13 protein-coding genes and 2 pseudogenes are annotated in these 17,919 nt (G+C 53.8%); all 15 read right to left on the bottom strand.

The features are described from left to right. Nucleotides 1–100: 100 nt before the first annotated feature. The 15 genes and pseudogenes from AAYN39_RS13345 to AAYN39_RS13275 all read right to left on the bottom strand — a co-directional run bounded on the left by AAYN39_RS13345 (nucleotide 101) and on the right by AAYN39_RS13275 (nucleotide 17,777). A complete protein-coding gene (locus AAYN39_RS13345; RefSeq protein WP_001149068.1) occupies nucleotides 101–1,066 on the bottom strand; it encodes a SinI family autotransporter-associated protein in 966 nt (321 codons plus the stop codon). A 57-nt stretch (nucleotides 1,067–1,123) separates the two neighbouring features. After that, nucleotides 1,124–3,316, bottom strand: a pseudogene (gene sinH / locus AAYN39_RS13340) (intimin-like inverse autotransporter SinH). Between the two features lie 345 nt (nucleotides 3,317–3,661). Continuing rightward, nucleotides 3,662–3,883, bottom strand: coding sequence for a zinc ribbon domain-containing protein (locus AAYN39_RS13335; RefSeq protein ID WP_000402503.1), 222 nt, complete (start codon nucleotides 3,881–3,883; stop codon nucleotides 3,662–3,664). Nucleotides 3,884–3,971: 88 nt separating this feature from the next. Then, a complete protein-coding gene (gene der / locus AAYN39_RS13330) occupies nucleotides 3,972–5,444 on the bottom strand; it encodes a ribosome biogenesis GTPase Der (protein WP_000249413.1) in 1,473 nt (490 codons plus the stop codon). Nucleotides 5,445–5,562: 118 nt separating this feature from the next. Then, nucleotides 5,563–6,741, bottom strand: a complete 1,179-nt coding sequence (gene bamB, locus AAYN39_RS13325; protein ID WP_001177072.1) for an outer membrane protein assembly factor BamB — start codon at nucleotides 6,739–6,741, stop codon at nucleotides 5,563–5,565. Between the two features lie 10 nt (nucleotides 6,742–6,751). Then, nucleotides 6,752–7,372 carry a YfgM family protein gene (locus AAYN39_RS13320; protein ID WP_000409190.1) on the bottom strand — a complete coding sequence of 207 codons (621 nt, stop codon included), beginning with the start codon at nucleotides 7,370–7,372 and terminating at the stop codon, nucleotides 6,752–6,754. Between the two features lie 13 nt (nucleotides 7,373–7,385). Further along, entirely contained in the window at nucleotides 7,386–8,660 is a 1,275-nt protein-coding gene (gene hisS / locus AAYN39_RS13315) for a histidine--tRNA ligase (RefSeq protein WP_001107147.1), read from the bottom strand. A 110-nt stretch (nucleotides 8,661–8,770) separates the two neighbouring features. Beyond that, nucleotides 8,771–9,889, bottom strand: coding sequence for a flavodoxin-dependent (E)-4-hydroxy-3-methylbut-2-enyl-diphosphate synthase (gene ispG / locus AAYN39_RS13310; protein ID WP_000551816.1), 1,119 nt, complete (start codon nucleotides 9,887–9,889; stop codon nucleotides 8,771–8,773). Between the two features lie 26 nt (nucleotides 9,890–9,915). Then, entirely contained in the window at nucleotides 9,916–10,890 is a 975-nt protein-coding gene (gene rodZ, locus AAYN39_RS13305) for a cytoskeleton protein RodZ (RefSeq protein ID WP_001090905.1), read from the bottom strand. A gap of 293 nt (nucleotides 10,891–11,183) precedes the next feature. Further along, nucleotides 11,184–12,350, bottom strand: coding sequence for a bifunctional tRNA (adenosine(37)-C2)-methyltransferase TrmG/ribosomal RNA large subunit methyltransferase RlmN (locus AAYN39_RS13300; protein WP_000003206.1), 1,167 nt, complete (start codon nucleotides 12,348–12,350; stop codon nucleotides 11,184–11,186). 206 nt (nucleotides 12,351–12,556) lie between these two features. Continuing rightward, complete coding sequence (ndk, locus tag AAYN39_RS13295) at nucleotides 12,557–12,988, bottom strand: nucleoside-diphosphate kinase (RefSeq protein WP_000963846.1); 432 nt, start codon at nucleotides 12,986–12,988, stop codon at nucleotides 12,557–12,559. A 120-nt stretch (nucleotides 12,989–13,108) separates the two neighbouring features. Next, nucleotides 13,109–13,972: a 4Fe-4S dicluster domain-containing protein gene (locus tag AAYN39_RS13290; RefSeq protein WP_000247794.1), complete on the bottom strand. Its 864-nt coding sequence runs from the start codon at nucleotides 13,970–13,972 to the stop codon at nucleotides 13,109–13,111. Further along, nucleotides 13,972–14,781 (bottom strand): dimethyl sulfoxide reductase anchor subunit family protein, encoded by an 810-nt coding sequence (locus tag AAYN39_RS13285; RefSeq protein WP_000544883.1) that lies wholly within the window; start codon nucleotides 14,779–14,781, stop codon nucleotides 13,972–13,974. Before AAYN39_RS13285 ends, AAYN39_RS13290 begins: the two co-directional genes overlap by 1 nt. Next, entirely contained in the window at nucleotides 14,774–15,403 is a 630-nt protein-coding gene (locus AAYN39_RS13280) for a DMSO/selenate family reductase complex B subunit (protein WP_000077439.1), read from the bottom strand. The genes AAYN39_RS13285 and AAYN39_RS13280 overlap by 8 nt, the downstream gene beginning before the upstream one ends. Beyond that, a pseudogene (locus tag AAYN39_RS13275) lies at nucleotides 15,400–17,777 on the bottom strand (DMSO/selenate family reductase complex A subunit). The gene AAYN39_RS13280 and the pseudogene AAYN39_RS13275 overlap by 4 nt, the downstream one beginning before the upstream one ends. Between the last annotated feature and the right edge of the window lie 142 nt (nucleotides 17,778–17,919).

Here is a 17,919-nt window from a genome sequence, read left to right as displayed (position 1 = left end):
TCATTCTCTGTCGTAATTCAACCCACTTTGCTTAGCGCGCGGCTAAGCAAAGTGCGCGGAAAATACCACTCCCCGCGGGGAGTGGTATGTTGAGGACAACTTATTTGCGTTTGTAGTCGATGGACAGACCAAAGCCCTGGACACCGTCGCTACCCACGGTAACGCCGCCTTCCGCACCCTCGAACGCCTCTTTCGCTTCGGCGTTGGTAAGCGGGATGACAAGGTCTTTATCGTTCCAGTTTTCGTTGACGATACCACCAGTACCGGTACCTGCAATTTTACTGGTGCCGACGAATTTCCAGCGGTAGTCATACTGGTCGGTAACGTTTTCACCGGCATCATAGGTGCCGTTGCCGTTCTTATCGCTCCACAGCAATACCTGATAGGTAGTATTCGTTTTGAGTGTCGTCCCTGAATTCTTCAACAGGTTGGTATTCGAATCTTTCTCATGAATAACCACATGGACGTTTTCATCCACCACCGGACCTTCCGGAATGTCGTCGCCATCCGCACCACCGCCCGCATCGGTCGACAGGTCTTTCAACAGCAGTTCGGTTGCCACGGCAGGGTCACCGGTGGTGGTGGTTGGCGTGATTTTGATACCGATATAATGGTCTGCGTCACCCGCCTGAATTTCATAGGTATCGCTGCCTTTGGCGCCAATCTCTTCGGGATTGCTACCATTCTGGTCGCTGTATCTCATCCACTGCACCGTCAGTTTCGTGGCGGCGTTGTCGACATCCAGGTCGCCTTCCGTATCGCCAATCGCCCAGTTGACCGTGACCTTATCGCCAACGTGGAACTGCTTATCGCCTTCGGTCACAATTTTACGATCGCCGCGATCGATAGTTACCGTTACGTGATCTTTGTCGGTATCCGCGGTCTTATCCGCCGCACGGGTAATCCACGGCACCGTACCCTGAATGGTGCCCGTCTGTTCAGAGACAATCTGCCACTGCCCCGATTTCAGATTACCGTTTGCCGCCACCGCTGGCGCGGCGCAATACCCGGCAACTACTAATGCTAAAGCGACCTTCGTCAGCCGCCGTTTTACTGTTGCTTGCATTCAGACTCTCTTTTTTCTCAAAATTCAGCGGCTGGCTGGTCAGCCATAACGCTGACGCTATTTCTGACTATACGTAACGCGTATACCGTAACCCTGAACGCCATCTTCCACATTGGCGGCAAACTTCTGCGCCGCCTCTTTATTGGTTACTGGCAGAACAAGATCTTCATTTATGGTGTTGGCCAGCGCGCCGGTATGTCCGTTTGTACTCTGTCCGGTAAACTCCCACTGGTAGTCGTACAGGGCCATCTCTTCTTCCGTGAGCTGCTCGGACATCTGGAATACGCCGTCTTTATTCTTGTCGCGCCACAGCAGGAAACGGTAGGTGTTATTAACCGTAGGATGTTTATCTTCTTTGCCGATCAGGTTGACAGGGTTGGCGGCTTTGACCTGATAAATCACCGCATTCAGCGCGCTCAGGTTGTCGCCGATAAAAGTGACATCAACGTAGTTACTGTCGCCATAGGCGTCTTCTTTCGCCTTCCAGCGGAAAGTGCCCGGCAGGGTGCTGGAAAGCGTCACCGTCCCCGCTTCTTTGTCACGGCTGGCAATAAACACGCAGGGGGTTTCCGTGGTGCAGGGCGTCTGGGCCAGCGTGACTTTTTTATCATTGCTGTCGTACAACACGGGCGTCATAGCATCGTCCACCAGTTCGTTACCATTGCGATCCGTGGAGTCGCCAAAGGAGTCGGTGATCAGGAGATCCATCACCACGCCGTCTTCGCCATCGGCCAGCGCGCTGGCTTCATGGCTGTGATCGCTGCGATCGTTATCGGCAATGTTGTCGACGATCAGCTCAATTTTGCGATCCTGCTGGACGGTGATTTCCACCACGCCGGAGTTCTGCTTATTGCCCTTTTCGTCTTCCAGCGTCATGCGTACTTTCCAGGTGTTCAGGGCGGTGCGCTGCGCCTCGGTATCGGCGTTAACCCAGGCAGGAAGCACCAGATTCCAGCTGTTATTGTTGCCTTCGGTCAGCGCATCCGCTTTTACCACCGGCATCACCAGAGTACGGGCGGCGTTGTTTTTCGCCTGCCAGGAAGCAGAAATAATTTTGTAATGATGGTTAATCAGCGCGTTGACCGTCCACTTACATTTCTCCAGCCCCACCGCGGCCTCAGGCGTATCTTCAATCACGCATTCCGGGTGTTCGTTGGTGGCGTCGGCCTTCAGCCACAACGTGACGTCCAGCGGATCTTTCTCGCGGTATTCGAGAATGATGAAATTGTTACGATCGACAAAATCGGTGCGGCTGCCCATTAAAGAGTGCTGGATTTTAACGTTTTCCGGATCGAGTTGCGCCGCCAGCGGCGTTCCTATCTGGTAGTTCACAGTCGCTTTAACGCTAAAATCGTTATTATCGCCAGTACCGGCTTTGTAATCCGAACCAACCGTAACCAGCGGTACCGGCGTATATTCCAGCCCCAAGGTAACGGCATGAGGATCTTTTTGCAGATTATCGGTGCCAAACAGCGCCACTTCATCGCCGTAGTACTGTTCGTAAACTAATTTAGCGCCAAGCTGCGGATAAAAGGGCAGCCAGCTTTCCATGCGGATATCCCAACCGCGCGCGGGTCGTTCTTCATAAAAGTCGAAATCTTCGGAATCCTTCCAGTCAGAAAGAGGATGGTAATAGTTGCCGGAGAATTTCAGGTAATCCGTCCAGGCTTCGGTTCCCAGACCTAGTCGACGGTGACCGCGCGTAAAATCGTAGTCATAGAATGCGTTGCCGCCAAGCAGCCAGTTGCCGACGTTCTGGCGCACGCCAAGCCCAAAGTTACCAATAGTGCGGTCTTCTTTACGTTGGGCTGAGAGTTGGCTAAAAAGTAAGGTTTTTTCGTTATCATACCAGGGAACGAAATAATCCAGCGAACTGCCGTCCAGATCGCCGCCTTCGCCTACGGAGAGGCTGGTACGGATCTTGCCATAAGGTGACATTACGCCTTCAAGATATGACTGTGCTGATGAAGTGATTTGGTTTTGCAAATAGCTACGCGCCTAGGATTCCAGCGCTTCCGGGGTGAGATTATCAAAGCCCTGGGTGGCGGAATTAATAAAGTAGTCAGCGCCCTGTTCTTTAAAGGACTTTCCTTTATTTTCCTGTTCTTCTTTTTTCGCGGATTCGCTGGCTAAATCAGGCAGGGAGGAGTGGCTTTCATCGTTTGCAGGTACAGAGTTACCTGCGCCGGAAGCCGCAACTGATACTCCAGACACTAATAGCAAAACCAGAATGCGAATCCTTCGCACCATATGATATCCCTGTTGTTAAATAAACACGCTGCTATGAGACGATATTATATGGATGATTCATAGGGAATCATAACTAACAGGCCTAAATATATTCCTAAAAAGAAAAGTTTAATATGAAACAGACTTATAATATTGATATAATAAATAAAAGGAAAGCTGTTATTTATTTCTAATATTAATTTTCGGGAATAATATTCCCTATAAATAGTTGAATCGATAAAAAGAATAAAATAACCGCCGGGCAGGGTACTATGCTGATATTACGGGAGTATAGAATAACGCTTTTGCCCTTAGCCGGATAAGACGTCGGCGCCTCTGCTCTGCGACGCAACGTCGACAGTGGTTTTATTGATCGGAAATGACGAAATTAACCCGTTTTTTTGAAATTAAACCATGACCGTTCTGGCAAAAATAGTCCACTGCGCCGCAGGCTTTCAAAACCTGTAACGGCTGGCGGCAGTCAGGACAAAGTGCCTGTAACGAGAAATCCTTAGCGCATGTCTCGCAATGGGCTGTATCGCCATTGCGCTCCAGCGCATGATGGCAAACAGGGCAGATTATTTCCATAACATTCTCCTCAGGCGCGTGACTCGCTTTTACTTGAAAGGCCTGATAGCGCTGCGCTTATCAGGCCTGGAATATTACTGAAAAAGCATTACTTGCTTTTCTTGATATGCTTCATCAGACGCTTACGTTTGCGCATTTGCGTTGGCGTCAGTGTGTTACGCTTGTTCGCATACGGGTTCTCCCCTTCTTTAAACTGAATGCGAATCGGCGTACCCATCACTTCCAACGACTTGCGGAAGTAGTTCATCAGATAGCGCTTATAGGAGTCTGGCAGATCTTTTACCTGGTTGCCGTGAATAACCACAATCGGCGGGTTATAGCCGCCAGTGTGGGCATATTTCAGCTTCACACGGCGACCGCGCACTAGCGGCGGCTGATGATCTTCCACCGCCATCGTCATGATACGGGTCAGCATCGCAGTGCTCACCCGGCGAGTGGAACTGTCGTAAGCCTCGCGTACGGACTCAAACAGGTTCCCGACACCGCTGCCGTGCAGCGCAGAGATAAAGTGCACGCGGGCAAAATCAATAAAGCCCAGACGGAAATCCAGCGTCTCTTTCACCTGCTCTTTGACTTCCTGGCTCAGGCCATCCCATTTGTTGACTACGATAACGAGTGAGCGCCCACTATTGAGGATAAAGCCCAGCAGAGACAAATCCTGGTCAGAGATCCCCTCGCGCGCATCGATAACCAACAGTACGACGTTAGCGTCTTCAATCGCCTGTAACGTTTTAATCACCGAGAACTTTTCTACCGCATCGGTGATTTTTCCGCGCTTACGCACCCCCGCCGTGTCAATCAGCACATATTCCCGTTCGTCGCGTTCCATCGGGATATAAATACTGTCGCGAGTGGTGCCCGGCATGTCGTATACCACCACGCGCTCTTCGCCGAGAATACGGTTAGTGAGTGTGGACTTACCTACGTTCGGGCGACCGACAATCGCTAGCTTTATCGGCAGGCTTTGCGGGTCAAAATCATCTTCCGGCGCTTCTTCGCCATTTTGTTCCGCCTCGAACTGCGCCCAGTATTCCGCGTCTTCATCCACTTCTTCCTGCGGTGCGACATCATCCATCCACGGCAGAAGCACATGTTCCAGCAGGCTCAATACGCCGCGACCATGTGAGGCGGCGATAGGATAAATTTCGCCTAATCCCAGCGAGTAAAAATCGACAACCGCCTGATCGGGATCGAGACCATCCGTTTTATTCGCCACCAGGAAGGTCGGTTTTTCACGGGAGCGCAGATGTTTGGCAATCGCTTCATCCGCCGGCATCAGACCAGCGCGCGCATCTACCATGAATAACACCACATCCGCTTCTTCAATCGCCAGCAGCGACTGTTCCGCCATCCGCGTTTCGACGCCGTCTTCGGTGCCGTCAATACCGCCGGTGTCGATACAGATAAACTCGCGGCCTTCAACCTCCGCACGACCGTACTTACGGTCACGAGTCAGACCCGGGAAATCCGCAACCAACGCATCTCGGGTGCGGGTCAGACGGTTAAATAGCGTGGATTTTCCGACGTTAGGGCGCCCGACAAGCGCGACCACAGGTACCATGTTTAAAGCCTCATTTAAAAAATCATCAGACAACGCGCGTCATTTTTACGCCGTTGTTAAAAACAGGAAAACGGCCCCTACACCAGGAGCCGTTTTTTCAAACGCACAACCGTGACGATTAACGCGTAATCGCGTAGACCGTACCGTCTTTGGCCTGGATGAGCAGTTTACCATCCGCCACCGTCGGTTCGGTCAGAAAACCGGAACTGTCTACTTTTTGTTGGGCCACAAAACGCCCGTCATCGACATTAATCCAGTGCAGATAACCTTCGCTATCGCCGACGACTAAATCACCATTATACAGTACCGGGGAGGTCAGCAAACGGTGCAGCAGATCGCTTTGCGTCCACAGCGTTACGCCGCCGTCAGTGGTCAGCGCCAGCACACGATCGTTCTGATCGACCAGGTAGATACGGTCGCCGTCGACGATAAAGTCATTGACCGACCCCAGCTCGCGTTTCCACATAATCTGACCACTGCGCAGATCCAGCGCCGTTAAGTTACCATTATACGCCAACGCGTAAACGACGCCGTTTACCACAACCGGCGTGGTATCGACGTCGCTCAGACGGTCAATTTCCGTTGGGCCAGTGGCCTGGGAGATACGCTGCTGCCAAATCATCTGCCCTTGTTGCATCAACACGGCGCTGACGCGGCCATTATCACCACCAACGATAGCCGCGCCGAACGCGGTTGCCGGCGCAGATTCGCCGCGCAGCGACAGCGAAGGCATATCCAGGTTCACCGTCCATTTAATGGCGCCATCCGCCTGATTTAGCGCCTGCAACTGACCGTTGCTGGTATGGATAAGGACGATTCCATCACTGACAACCGGGCGAGACAACGCTTCGCCTGCGACCTTCGTCTGCCATGCTGTGGTACCGTCGCTGGTATTCAGCGCATAAACCTCGGCCTTTTCACTGCCGATATAGACGTGACCGCCCGCGACAGTGACGCCGCCGGACAACAGCGCGGACGAACGAGAGAACCAGCCGTCTTTCTCGCCCAGATTCACAGACCAGATCTCTTTGCCATCATCCGCATTGAGCGCTTTTACCACGCCCGCGCGATCGGCTGCATAGACCACGTTATCTGCCATTACCGGATGAAGGTTAGAATAAAATTCACCAATTCCGTTACCGACAGAGGTGCTCCAGACAGTGGTCGGGGTAAACTGGTTTTCAACCTGCGGTAATGGAGACATCTTGACGACATCTTCTTCGCCGCTAAACAGTGAACAGCCGCTGAGCAGGGTAACGGAAAGCAACCCTGGCAGAAGTAATTTACGCAATTGCATCGGGTCCCTCTCAGATGGACAAATTATTGATTTTCATCTGCATCATTTCGCTCAACGCCGGAGAAGCATCGCTATTGACGCCCGCTTCCCATGCGCTGCGCGCGCCTTTTTTATCACCCTTACTCAGCAACGCTTCGCCGCGCAAATCAGCGACAATTGCCGTCCATCCTTCGCCTTTAACGGCATCCAGAGTTTTCAGCGCGGCGTCAGCTTGCTTAAGCTGTAACTGAACGCGAGCGAGACGCAGATTAATCACCGCTTTGAGATTTTCATCGCTGGTGGCCGCCAACCCCTGCTGCAACTGGGCTTCGGCTTTTTTAAGTTCATTCTTATCCACAAACTGCTGCGCCAGTTCCATAGACGCCAGCGCACCATAGGTATTTTTATTCTCAGCCGCGAATTTTTCAGCGGCGGGAATGCTATCCGGCTTATCGGCGCTTACCGCCGTCACCGCATTTTGATACGCCAGAGAAGCAGCACGCGCGGACTCCGTCTGATGGCTGCTCCAGTAACGCCAGCCAACCAGCGCGCCAACCCCTAAAATCACTCCGACAGCCAGCGCTTTGCCGTTTTCGGCAAAGAAGCGTTTAATCGCATCCACCTGGTCGTGTTCGTTCTCGTAAATTTCCACGCTGTCCTTCTCCTTAGCCCAATAAAGTGCGCAAATGCGCGGCGACGCTGTCCTGCGCCACTGCCGTTTGCTCACCGGAGCGCAAATCCTTCACTACAACAGTCCCATCGGCGACTTCAGATTCGCCAAGAACCAGTGCAATACGGGCGCCCCACTTATCGGCGCGGGCAAACTGTTTCTTAAAGTTGCCGCCGCCGTGGTTTGTCATTAGCTTCACGCCTGGCATTTCATCGCGCAGCCGCTCCGCCAGCGTCATTGCCGCAGACTGCGTTTGTGCGCCGGCAGCTACCAGGTATATATCGACAACAGGAGAGGCAATAAATTCCGGATTAACTGCCTGAACTAACAAAACAAGTCGTTCCAGGCCCATCGCAAAGCCCACTGCCGGGGTAGCGCGACCGCCCAGTTGTTCCACCAGACCATCATAACGACCACCCGCACAGACGGTGCCTTGTGACCCCAGACTGTTTGTTACCCATTCAAATACGGTGCGGTTGTAGTAATCCAGACCGCGTACCAGACGCTGGTTGACGGTGTAGGCAATCCCCGCCGCGTCCAGCAATTTACACAGGCCGGCAAAGTGCTCGCGTGAATCGTCATCGAGATAGTCGCCGAGAACAGGCGCGTCGTTGAGCAGCGCCTGCACGTCCGGATTTTTTGAATCCAGCACGCGTAGCGGATTGGTATACATACGGCGTTTGCAGTCTTCGTCCAGCGTCTCTTGATGCTGTTCGAGGAACGCGACCAGCGCATCGCGATAGTTCGCACGCGCCTCTAAGGAACCAATAGAGTTCAGCTCCAGGCTAACGTGTTCAGAGATGCCCAGCGCGCGCCACCAGCGTGCGGTCAGCATAATCAGTTCCGCGTCGATATCCGGGCCTTGTAAGCCAAAGACTTCGGCGCCTAGCTGATGGAACTGACGGTAGCGGCCTTTTTGCGGACGCTCATGACGGAACATCGGCCCGATATACCACAAACGCTGTTCCTGATTGTACAGGAGACCATGTTCGATGCCGGCGCGTACACAGCCCGCCGTACCTTCAGGGCGCAATGTCAGGCTATCGCCGTTGCGATCCTCAAAGGTGTACATCTCTTTTTCAACCACGTCAGTAACTTCACCGATCGCGCGTTTGAATAACGGGGTCTGCTCTACAATCGGCAAGCGGATTTCACTGTAACCGTAGCTGCCGAGCACGTTTTTGAGTGTGCCTTCAATGCGCTGCCAGATGGCGGTTTCGCCAGGCAGATAATCGTTCATGCCGCGAATGGCTTGAATGTTTTTTGCCACGTTTATTCTCTTTCTGAATATAAAAATGAACCCTCAGCGCTTCCCCGAACGAACCGGGAGCCATGCGGGTTCAATCATACACGGGAAGCGCGCCGCTTCCCATCACGTTCTTATTTTTCAACCTGCAGCACGTCAATCCGACGCGCTTCATCAAGTTGACTTACTTTCGCGCGAATACGGGATTCAAGCTGCGCGATCATATCGTCGTTATCGAGTCTGTCCTTACGCACGCCGTCTTCATACAGGCCGCTTTTCTTATTGCCGCCCGTCACGCCCAGCGTCGATACCAGCGCTTCGCCCGGCCCGTTCACCACACAACCGATGATCGAGACGTCCATCGGGGTGATGATATCTTCCAGACGCTGCTCCAGCGCGTTCACCGTGCCGATAACGTCGAACTCCTGACGAGAACAGGTCGGGCAGGCGATGAAATTGATGCCGCGCGCGCGAATACGCAGCGACTTCAGGATATCGAAACCGACTTTGATCTCTTCCACCGGGTCGGCCGCCAACGATACGCGCAGCGTGTCGCCGATGCCTTCCGATAACAGCAGACCTAAACCGATCGCCGACTTAACCGCCCCGCTACGCGCGCCGCCCGCTTCGGTGATCCCCAGATGCAGCGGCTGATCGATCTGTTTAGCCAACAAACGATAAGACTCAACGGCAAGGAATACATCGGACGCTTTTACGCTCACTTTGAACTGATCAAAGTTGAGACGATCGAGATGATCGACATGGCGCATGGCTGATTCCAGCAGCGCCTGCGGCGTCGGCTCTCCGTATTTTTCCTGCAGATCTTTTTCCAGCGATCCGGCATTTACGCCGATACGGATAGGGATGTTTTTGTCGCGCGCGCAGTCCACCACCATGCGAATGCGTTCTTCGTTACCGATATTGCCGGGGTTAATACGCAAGCAGTCAACGCCGTATTCCGCTACTTTCAGCGCAATGCGGTAGTCGAAGTGAATATCGGCAACCAGCGGGACGCTAACCTGCTGTTTGATAAGCTTGAACGCTTCGGCGGCGTCCATGGTCGGTACAGAAACACGAACAATATCTGCGCCAACGCGCTCCAGCGCTTTGATCTGATTAACCGTCGCTTCCACGTCAGTGGTACGCGTGTTAGTCATCGACTGGACGGCGATAGGGGCGCCATCGCCAATCGGCACATTCCCAACGTAAATACGTGTCGATTTTCTACGTTGAATCGGAGCCTGGTTATGCATGAAAAATCTCCCGCGTTACCCGTCTGTTACTGCGCCGGTGTCGGTTCGGCATTAAGGGTCAGACGCGCAACCTGATTAGTTCTGATAAAGCGGCTCAGATCGACAGGTTTTCCTTGATACTGGATCTGCACCGCGGCCGGCGCGCCAATTTTAAGTTTATAAGGCGCCTGACCGGTTAGGTTTAAATTGCCATCTTTACGCTGCATACCGCTAAACAGTTTTTTACCCGTGGCGTCAGTGACTTCGAGCCAACAGTCAGCGGTAAAATTCATCACCAGCGCGTTCGGATCGGCAGCAGGCGCCGCTACGCCAGCCTGACTGGTCGGCAGCGCGGACGGCGTTTCCGTTGCCGCTGGCGCGGCAGATGTCGCAGCCGTATCGACATTCGCCTGCGAAGGCGCGACTACCGTATTTTGCGTTGCCGCCGTCGAATCAACCGGCGTCGCAGGAGCCGGAGCCGTTTGCGCTGGCGTCGTATCCTGGCTTGTCGCGGCACTGGTGTCCAGCGGTACGCTTTGGCCGCTGTCTTTATCTGCGTTCAGTTCAGCCGTGCTTTGATCGGCCATTGTCGTGATCTCTTCCTGCTGCGCCTTGTGGTTCTGCCACCACCAGGCGCCGGTCAGCCCTACGACCACAAACAGTACCAGCCAGGTAAAAGACATTAACCAGCCGTCGCGTTTTTTACGACGCTTTCCTAATGAGAAACTCTGCATCGGGGCGACTTTAGCGGCGCGCAGCGGAGCTTGTTTTTCCAGCCCCGGCAGCAGTTCCTCTTCTGGAACATGCACCAGACGCGCATATGAGCGGATATATCCGCGCAGGAAGGTTGAAGCAAGATCGGACGGCGCCTTATCTTCTTCAATATCGCGTACCGTAGAAACCTTCAGGCAAAGTCGCTCAGCGACAGCCTGCTGGCTGAGTCCGAGTTGTTCACGGGCATTGCGCAGACGAACGCCGGTGGTTTGTGCTTCATTTTGGTCGTGCGTGGCTTCAGTATTCATTCGCTACAGCTACAGGTACGTGTAAATTAGGATTCAGGCGCCGACGAGCCGTAATGCCCGCCCACACCGCGAAACATCAGGTTAGTTAACCTTTAGTCAGACAGTATAAGCCTGTCAGGCCGCAGATGACAAAACCGCTTAAGACACAAGGTTAAACTCTTGTTGCATCGTTACATACTGCCTTAAAGTCGACAAAAACGCACCGTTATTATTGACCAGACAAGTACAACGCCAGACATTATTCAACTGACATTGCGCCACGGTATAATGAATGCCCCGTGGCGCAACTGCTATCAAATAGCCTTGATGTCAATCACCTCTCCCTGCATACGCTTACGCAGAGTACGTTTAGTCCGGTCAATCACATCGCCTGCCAACTGTCCGCATGCCGCATCAATGTCATCGCCACGCGTCTTGCGTACGATGGTCGTGAAACCATAACTCATCAAAACTTTAGAAAAGCGATCGATACGGCTGTTAGAGCTGCGGCCATACGGCGCGCCAGGGAACGGGTTCCACGGAATCAGATTAATCTTACAAGGCGTCTCTTTTAGTAGCTCCGCCAGTTGATGCGCGTGTTCAGTGCCGTCGTTAACGTGGTCAAGCATCACGTATTCAATCGTCACGCGCCCCTGATTGGCGTTGGATTTCTCCAGATAGCGGCGAACCGCGCCCAGGAACGTTTCGATATTATATTTTTTGTTGATCGGGACGATTTCGTCGCGAATAGTGTCATTCGGCGCATGTAAGGAGATAGCCAGCGCGACGTCTATCATATCGCCCAGTTTATCCAGCGCAGGCACCACGCCGGACGTTGAGAGCGTGACACGACGTTTGGACAGGCCGAAACCAAAGTCATCGAGCATAATTTCCATCGCCGGTACGACATTGGTCAGGTTAAGCAATGGCTCGCCCATTCCCATCATGACTACGTTGGTGATCGGACGCTGGCCGGTGACTTTGGCCGCGCCGACGATTTTCGCCGCACGCCAGACCTGACCGATAATTTCCGATACGCGCAGGTTGCGGTTAAAGCCCTGCTGCGCAGTTGAACAAAATTTGCACTCCAGCGCGCACCCTACCTGTGAAGAGACACACAGCGTAGCGCGGTCGTCCTCCGGGATGTAGACCGTTTCAACGCGCTGATCGCCGACAGCAATCGCCCACTTGATGGTGCCGTCTGAAGAACGCTGCTCTTCAACGACCTCCGGCGCGCGAATTTCCGCGACCTCTTTTAATTTGCCGCGCAACACTTTGTTGATGTCGGTCATCTCATCAAAATTATCGCAGCAATAGTGATACATCCATTTCATCACCTGATCGGCGCGGAAAGGTTTTTCACCTAAGTTTTTAAAAAACTCGCGCATCTGCTGACGGTTTAGATCCAGCAGGTTGATTTTTGTTTCGTTGTTAAGAACTACCGGGGTACTGCTTTCAGGTGTGACAATTTGTTCAGACATATGCTATTCCGGCCTCGTTATTACACGTTATGGCCCCTGGAGGGTTGAAAAAAGAAACGCCCCGGTAAGCTTACTGCTCGTCCGGGGGCGCTGCATTGTACAAATTCTGGCGTAAGGATGCCACGTCTGCACGCGGCATTAGCAAAAATAATATTTGAACCGATAATTTATCGCCAACGCATTTACAGCGTGAAAGACGAAGGAGATTAACGGGTGCGCGGGCACACTTCGCCTTCACCGAAGAAAAAGGCGATTTCGCGCTGCGCGGATTCCAGCGAATCCGAACCGTGGGTGCCATTTTCGGTCAGGCTGTCAGCGTAATCAGCACGCAGCGTCCCCGCCAACGCGTTCGCCGGATTGGTGGCACCAAGCAGATCGCGATGACGCTGTACCGCATTTTCACTTTCCAGCACGGATACCACGATAGGGCCAGAGGTCATGAACTCCACCAGACCGTCAAAGAACGGCTTGCCGTCGTGCTCAGCATAGAAGCCGCGCGCCTGCTCAACGGTCAGGTGCAGCATTTTAGTGCCAACAATTTTGAACCCTGCAGCTTCAAAGCGCGCAAAGATGCTGCCAATAACGTTTTTTGCCACCGCGTTGGGTTTAATGATGGAAAAAGTCCGTTCAATAGCCATGTTTACCTCTGAAATATGTTCTGTTGTTATGTCAGGCGCGGATTATAAAGAGCATCCCATCAATTGCCTATGGATGCAGGTAACATTTTTTTAAAATAAAATGAGCATTAGCAACAAAAGTTAAAGGCGCACAGCAAACTCAGGGGACTGACACAGCACGCAGTGCGTGTGTTCAGGCGTGAGAGCATGGAAAGTACGTTTGCAGCTTTCGCAGGTGAGCGTATGCACCGCACTATGCCGCGTTGAGGCGGGTTCCACGTCAAACCGCAGCCGCAGCGCCTGATGCGGACATACCGCCGCACAGCCGCCGCATCCCGTACAACGCGCCGCCGCTATCGTCAGCGTGTCGTCGTCAAACTGGATAACGTTTTCCGGGCAGCTTCGCCAGCAGGCGCCGCACATCCTGCACTCTTGCGGACTGATTTCGGGTACGCATTCGCTGAACGCGGAAAACGCCTGTCTGAGACGCCGTTTCCCCGGCTCGACGGCGCACGGGGTAATGGCGTCGCGCGGAACATGAAACAGAGTGCGCCGCGAGGCATTAATTTCCGCGCCGACAACGTGTTTGAAAGACCAGCCCGGCTCGCCGTAGCGGCGCAGCGCTAAATTTAGCCCCGCCAACGCCATCAGCCACTGCGCCGATCGCTCCACCGCAATATCAATAAAGCGAATACCGTACTGGCTGTGCCAGAGAAGCAGTTCATCGACCGTTGGCGCCTGTAGCGAAAACGGCCCCACCAACGTATCCCCCTGCACAAAGCGTTTAACCGGTTTGATATCGGTAATGGCGTCAACAGGACAGACAAACAGACAGTCGCCACAGGCTATGCAGCGCGTCGTATCTATGCTGACCTGCCCCTGCGCCAGCGAAAACACCTGCGCCGGACAAACATCAGTGCAAGCGCGGCAGGAAGAAAAACGAAAGCGACGACGGACGCAGGCCTGCGTCACGTCTACCGCCGGATCGATCGTCAGGTTAACCATCAGCCAATACTAAAGAAGACGTAGCGCAGCATAATCTCGCCGATAAGCAGCAATACGCTGCCCGCCACCAGCGTCCCTCTGGCGTTTCGCAGACCGCCTGCGGCAAAGCAGAGCATTCCCGCCGCTGAGACACACCAGCCGAGAAGATAGATGTCGCGCAACTGCGCCAGCGCCTGTAGCGGATGATGCGGGAAAGTGACGACCGTCGTATCCACTGCATTAATATCCGCCAACCATAGCGGCTGCATGATCAGGCGAATCAGCACCATCAGTGCGACCACCACCACAGCGCAGCGCATTGCGGCGCCAGCGTTGCGCAGATAAGCCAGCGCAATGACTACCGAGCCGATAATGCCTGACGTGCCAAAGAACAGCGCCAGCGTGTTGCTATGCTGCCAGGTCGCCACCGAGGCATGGATATAAACCTGCGCCATGCAGAATACATCCACCAGCCCGAACGCTGCCGCCAGCGCCAGCAGCGGCTGCCAGCCAGGCTTTCGGAAAAACAGCAGCACAACCCCCAGCCCCAGCGCCGCCAGATAAAGGCTGGCAAAGACGATTTCGCGACTCAGCCACGAACTGGCGACATGACGTAACGCGTTTAGCGCATTCAGGGGATAGCCCATGTGCAGCGCTGAAGCAAGCAGCCCCACGCAGGCCAGTACAAACGCCCCCGCCATCGCGGGAAGCGCGCCGCGCGCAGGTACGCGTCCCTCTACGGCGTACTGACGGCCCAGCGCCAGCCACAGAGTCACGCCCACGGACCCTTGCAAACAGAGCGTAAAAATCAGCAGCGGTAACTCATGCATGGCGTTTACCCTCTTTTTCTGCGCCCTGATGCGCTTTGACAACCAGATTAGGTTTGGTTATGGATGAATCTGGCAGCCCGTTAACGTCGCATACGCTACCGTACTTCGCGCGCAGTTCATCAATCGGGCCAAACTTGATGGCCTCCAGCGGACAGGTCGCGACACAGCCGGGCGATTCACCTTTCGCCAGTAAATCAACGCACATGTCGCACTTGGACATTTGGCCGGTCTGCTCGTTAAGCTGCGGCGCGCCATAAGGGCAGGACCAGGCGCAATAGCCACAGCCGACGCATTTGTCGGTATCAACGCGCACAATGCCGTCACCTGGGCGTTTATGCATAGCGGTAGTCGGGCAATTTTTGGTGCAGACAGGATCCGCACAGTGGTTGCAGGAAATAGAAAGCGTATAAGCAAATACGTTATTGCTGACCCCGCCCTGCCCGGTCGGGATGAAACTTCCGCCCTTGACTTCATAGACGCGGCGGAAACGACGGCCTACTTCCAGATTGTTTTTGTCTTTGCAGGCCACCTGGCAGGCTTTACAACCGGAGCAGCGTGAGGAGTCGATGAAAAATCCCAGTTGTTTATCGCTCACCGGCGGGTAATGTGTAAACTGGCTCATGCTTTTGCCACCTCCACCAGCATGGTTTGATGTGAATTTCCCTTCGCCAGGGCGGTAATACGGGCCGAGCTGAGGACGTTCGCGCAGCCGCCTTTATCAATACCGTTCTCATCCGGCTGCCACCAGGCGCCAGCCTGCATCGCGACAACGCCGGGAATAATGCGCGGCGTCACTTCCGCCGGGATTTCGCAAATTCCGCGTGAGTTATGAATGCGCACCATGTCGCCATGCGTAATGCCGCGCGTTTGCGCATCCTGCGGGTTGATCCACAATGTCTGCTGCTGCACTTCAATCAGCCACGGGTTAGCGTATTGCGTTGAGTTGGCGCGGTTTTTTCCTTTCCACGTAATTAACTGGAGCGGAAAATCTTTCACCAGCGCATCCTCCGGGCCTTCATGCGCGGGAACGTAGTGCGACAACGCCGGGATTTCCGGATGCTGCATGTCGTACAGGCGCTTCGAGAAGACCTCTATTTTCCCTGACGGCGTCGGGAACGGATGATTGTCCGGATCGCGAATATTGTCTTCAAAGGCGATAAATGGCGCGCTTTTGAACAGATGCTGACGGGTCTTTTGCAGTGTGGCAAAATCCGGCAGATTTTCGTCCGGCATCGCCAGGCGCGTCTGTTCCCAGATGTGTTCAATCCACGCTTTCTCATCGCGCCCCTGGCTAAATTCATTCTCAATGCCTAATTTCGCCGCCACCTCACGTAGCCAGTCGTAGTCGGAGCGACGCTCAAATTCAGGCTCGATCAGTTTTTCAGAGAGTATCAGGTAGCTTGCCGTGCCCCAAGTTTCACCGATGTTCCAACGTTCCATAAAGCTGGTTTCCGGCAGCAGTAGATCGGCGTATTTCGCGCTCGGCGTCATAAACAGATCGCTGGCGACAATAAACTGGATCTTTGATTCATCCTCCAGTACGCGTACCGCCTGGTGCAGATCGGGGTTCTGATTCGCCAGATAGTTCCCGGCCAGCGAGAACAGAATACGGATGTTACTGTCCAGCTTATCGGCATCTTTCAGCCCCATATCCGGCGTCACTTTGCTGGCGTCGTCTGCGGCCTGCACCCAGTTCATCACCGAAATTTTGGCTTTTACCGGGTTATCCGGCATCTCCGGACCCGCGGCAAATTTACGGTTAGCGCAGCCGCCGTAACCCGCAGCCCAACCGCCTTTGATGCCGACATTACCGGTAATGGTCGCCAGTAGAGTCGAGCCGCGCGCGGTGCGCTCGCCGCAGTTGTGGCGCTGTGGCCCCGCCCCTGAATCAACGCGGCAGGTTTGGTCTTCGCGTAATCACGCGCTAACTGGCGAATGGTTTGCGCCGGCACATGGGTGATCTTTTCCGCCCACTCGGGAGACTTAACGACACCGTCTTTGGCGCCGGTCAGATATGCCACCAGCGATTCGTTAGCCGGTACGCCTTCCGGCATTGAGTCTTCGTCAAAACCGATAGCGTAGCGCGCAATAAATGCACGATCGTACAGATTCTCGCTGATGATGACGTACATCATCGCGTCCATCAGCGCATTGTCGGTGGTGGGCAGCAGCGGGATCCACTGATCCGCCAGCGACGAAACGGTGTCGGAATAGCGCGGATCAACCACGATAAACCGCGTACCGTTCTGCTTCATCTTCTGCAAGAAATAGTTGGTATGACCAAAAATGGTCTCCGTCGGGTTATGGCCCCACAGAATCACCAGTTTGGTGTCCAAAAGCGTATCCAGCGAACTGCCGCTGGCGGCAATGCCGTAAGTATAAGGCGTCGCGGCCACCGTGTTGCCCATACTCACCGAATGGTAGCTTTCGAGATAGCCGCCGGTAAGATTCAGCAGGCGACGCGCCATTTTATCGCCGGAAAAGGTGCCGCCGGAAACGGCGGTACCAACATGAACATAGCGCGAAGCCGGGCCATATTTTTCAGTAATCGATTTTAAATTATCGGCGATTAAGGTTGTCGCTTCATCCCAGGAAATTCGCTCGAACTTTCCTTCACCGCGTTTTCCTACGCGCTTCATGGGATATTTAAGTCTGTCAGGATGATAAACAAATTTACGGTATGCTCGTCCACGAACACAGGCACGCATCACCGGCATTTGCGCATCCAGCGCGTTATCCGGTCGCGTTGAAATTCGCGTCACGATACCGTCACTGACATGCGCCCGAATATCGCATTTGCCCCCGCAGTCAAAAGTGCTGCATGTCTGAACGACTTTTTCCGCAGGCCTGTTTTCAGTTGCCGTCACAGCGCGCGCCTGAGCGGTAGCTGGCGAGGAGACAAACGGTAACTCAATAAGCGCGGAGCTGGCCTGGATAAAATGGCGGCGAGAAATAGCGGGCTGTTCGCCATTTCCCTGGCTTTTTATATTTTTCATGATCCGACTCGTCAAATAAAAACCCATTCTCACGTTTTTATGCGTTGGTTCTCTTGATATTTATCAAGCTCTCCGGTTATGTATGATCCAGTAATAATTAACAATTATCATTAAGCTTAAATTAAAAGGAATTGATAATCTA

It is taken from the genome of Salmonella sp. K21076, from assembly GCF_039650795.1.
GTDB classification, from domain to species: Bacteria; Pseudomonadota; Gammaproteobacteria; order Enterobacterales; family Enterobacteriaceae; genus Salmonella; species Salmonella enterica.
The sequence above is the reverse complement of the archived record's forward strand: the minus strand, read 5'-3'. Positions and strand labels throughout refer to the sequence as shown.

What these genes read in the sequence shown, in the direction of transcription:
- AAYN39_RS13280 (WP_000077439.1), bottom strand. Translation starts at nt 15,403, where the DNA reads ATGAGCCAGTTTACACATTACCCGCCGGTGAGCGATAAACAACTGGGA.
- rodZ (WP_001090905.1), bottom strand. Translation starts at nt 10,890, where the DNA reads ATGAATACTGAAGCCACGCACGACCAAAATGAAGCACAAACCACCGGC.
- AAYN39_RS13335 (WP_000402503.1), bottom strand. Translation starts at nt 3,883, where the DNA reads ATGGAAATAATCTGCCCTGTTTGCCATCATGCGCTGGAGCGCAATGGC.
- ispG (WP_000551816.1), bottom strand. Translation starts at nt 9,889, where the DNA reads ATGCATAACCAGGCTCCGATTCAACGTAGAAAATCGACACGTATTTAC.
- AAYN39_RS13290 (WP_000247794.1), bottom strand. Translation starts at nt 13,972, where the DNA reads ATGGTTAACCTGACGATCGATCCGGCGGTAGACGTGACGCAGGCCTGC.
- der (WP_000249413.1), bottom strand. Translation starts at nt 5,444, where the DNA reads ATGGTACCTGTGGTCGCGCTTGTCGGGCGCCCTAACGTCGGAAAATCC.
- AAYN39_RS13285 (WP_000544883.1), bottom strand. Translation starts at nt 14,781, where the DNA reads ATGCATGAGTTACCGCTGCTGATTTTTACGCTCTGTTTGCAAGGGTCC.
- AAYN39_RS13345 (WP_001149068.1), bottom strand. Translation starts at nt 1,066, where the DNA reads ATGCAAGCAACAGTAAAACGGCGGCTGACGAAGGTCGCTTTAGCATTA.
- AAYN39_RS13300 (WP_000003206.1), bottom strand. Translation starts at nt 12,350, where the DNA reads ATGTCTGAACAAATTGTCACACCTGAAAGCAGTACCCCGGTAGTTCTT.
- bamB (WP_001177072.1), bottom strand. Translation starts at nt 6,741, where the DNA reads ATGCAATTGCGTAAATTACTTCTGCCAGGGTTGCTTTCCGTTACCCTG.
- ndk (WP_000963846.1), bottom strand. Translation starts at nt 12,988, where the DNA reads ATGGCTATTGAACGGACTTTTTCCATCATTAAACCCAACGCGGTGGCA.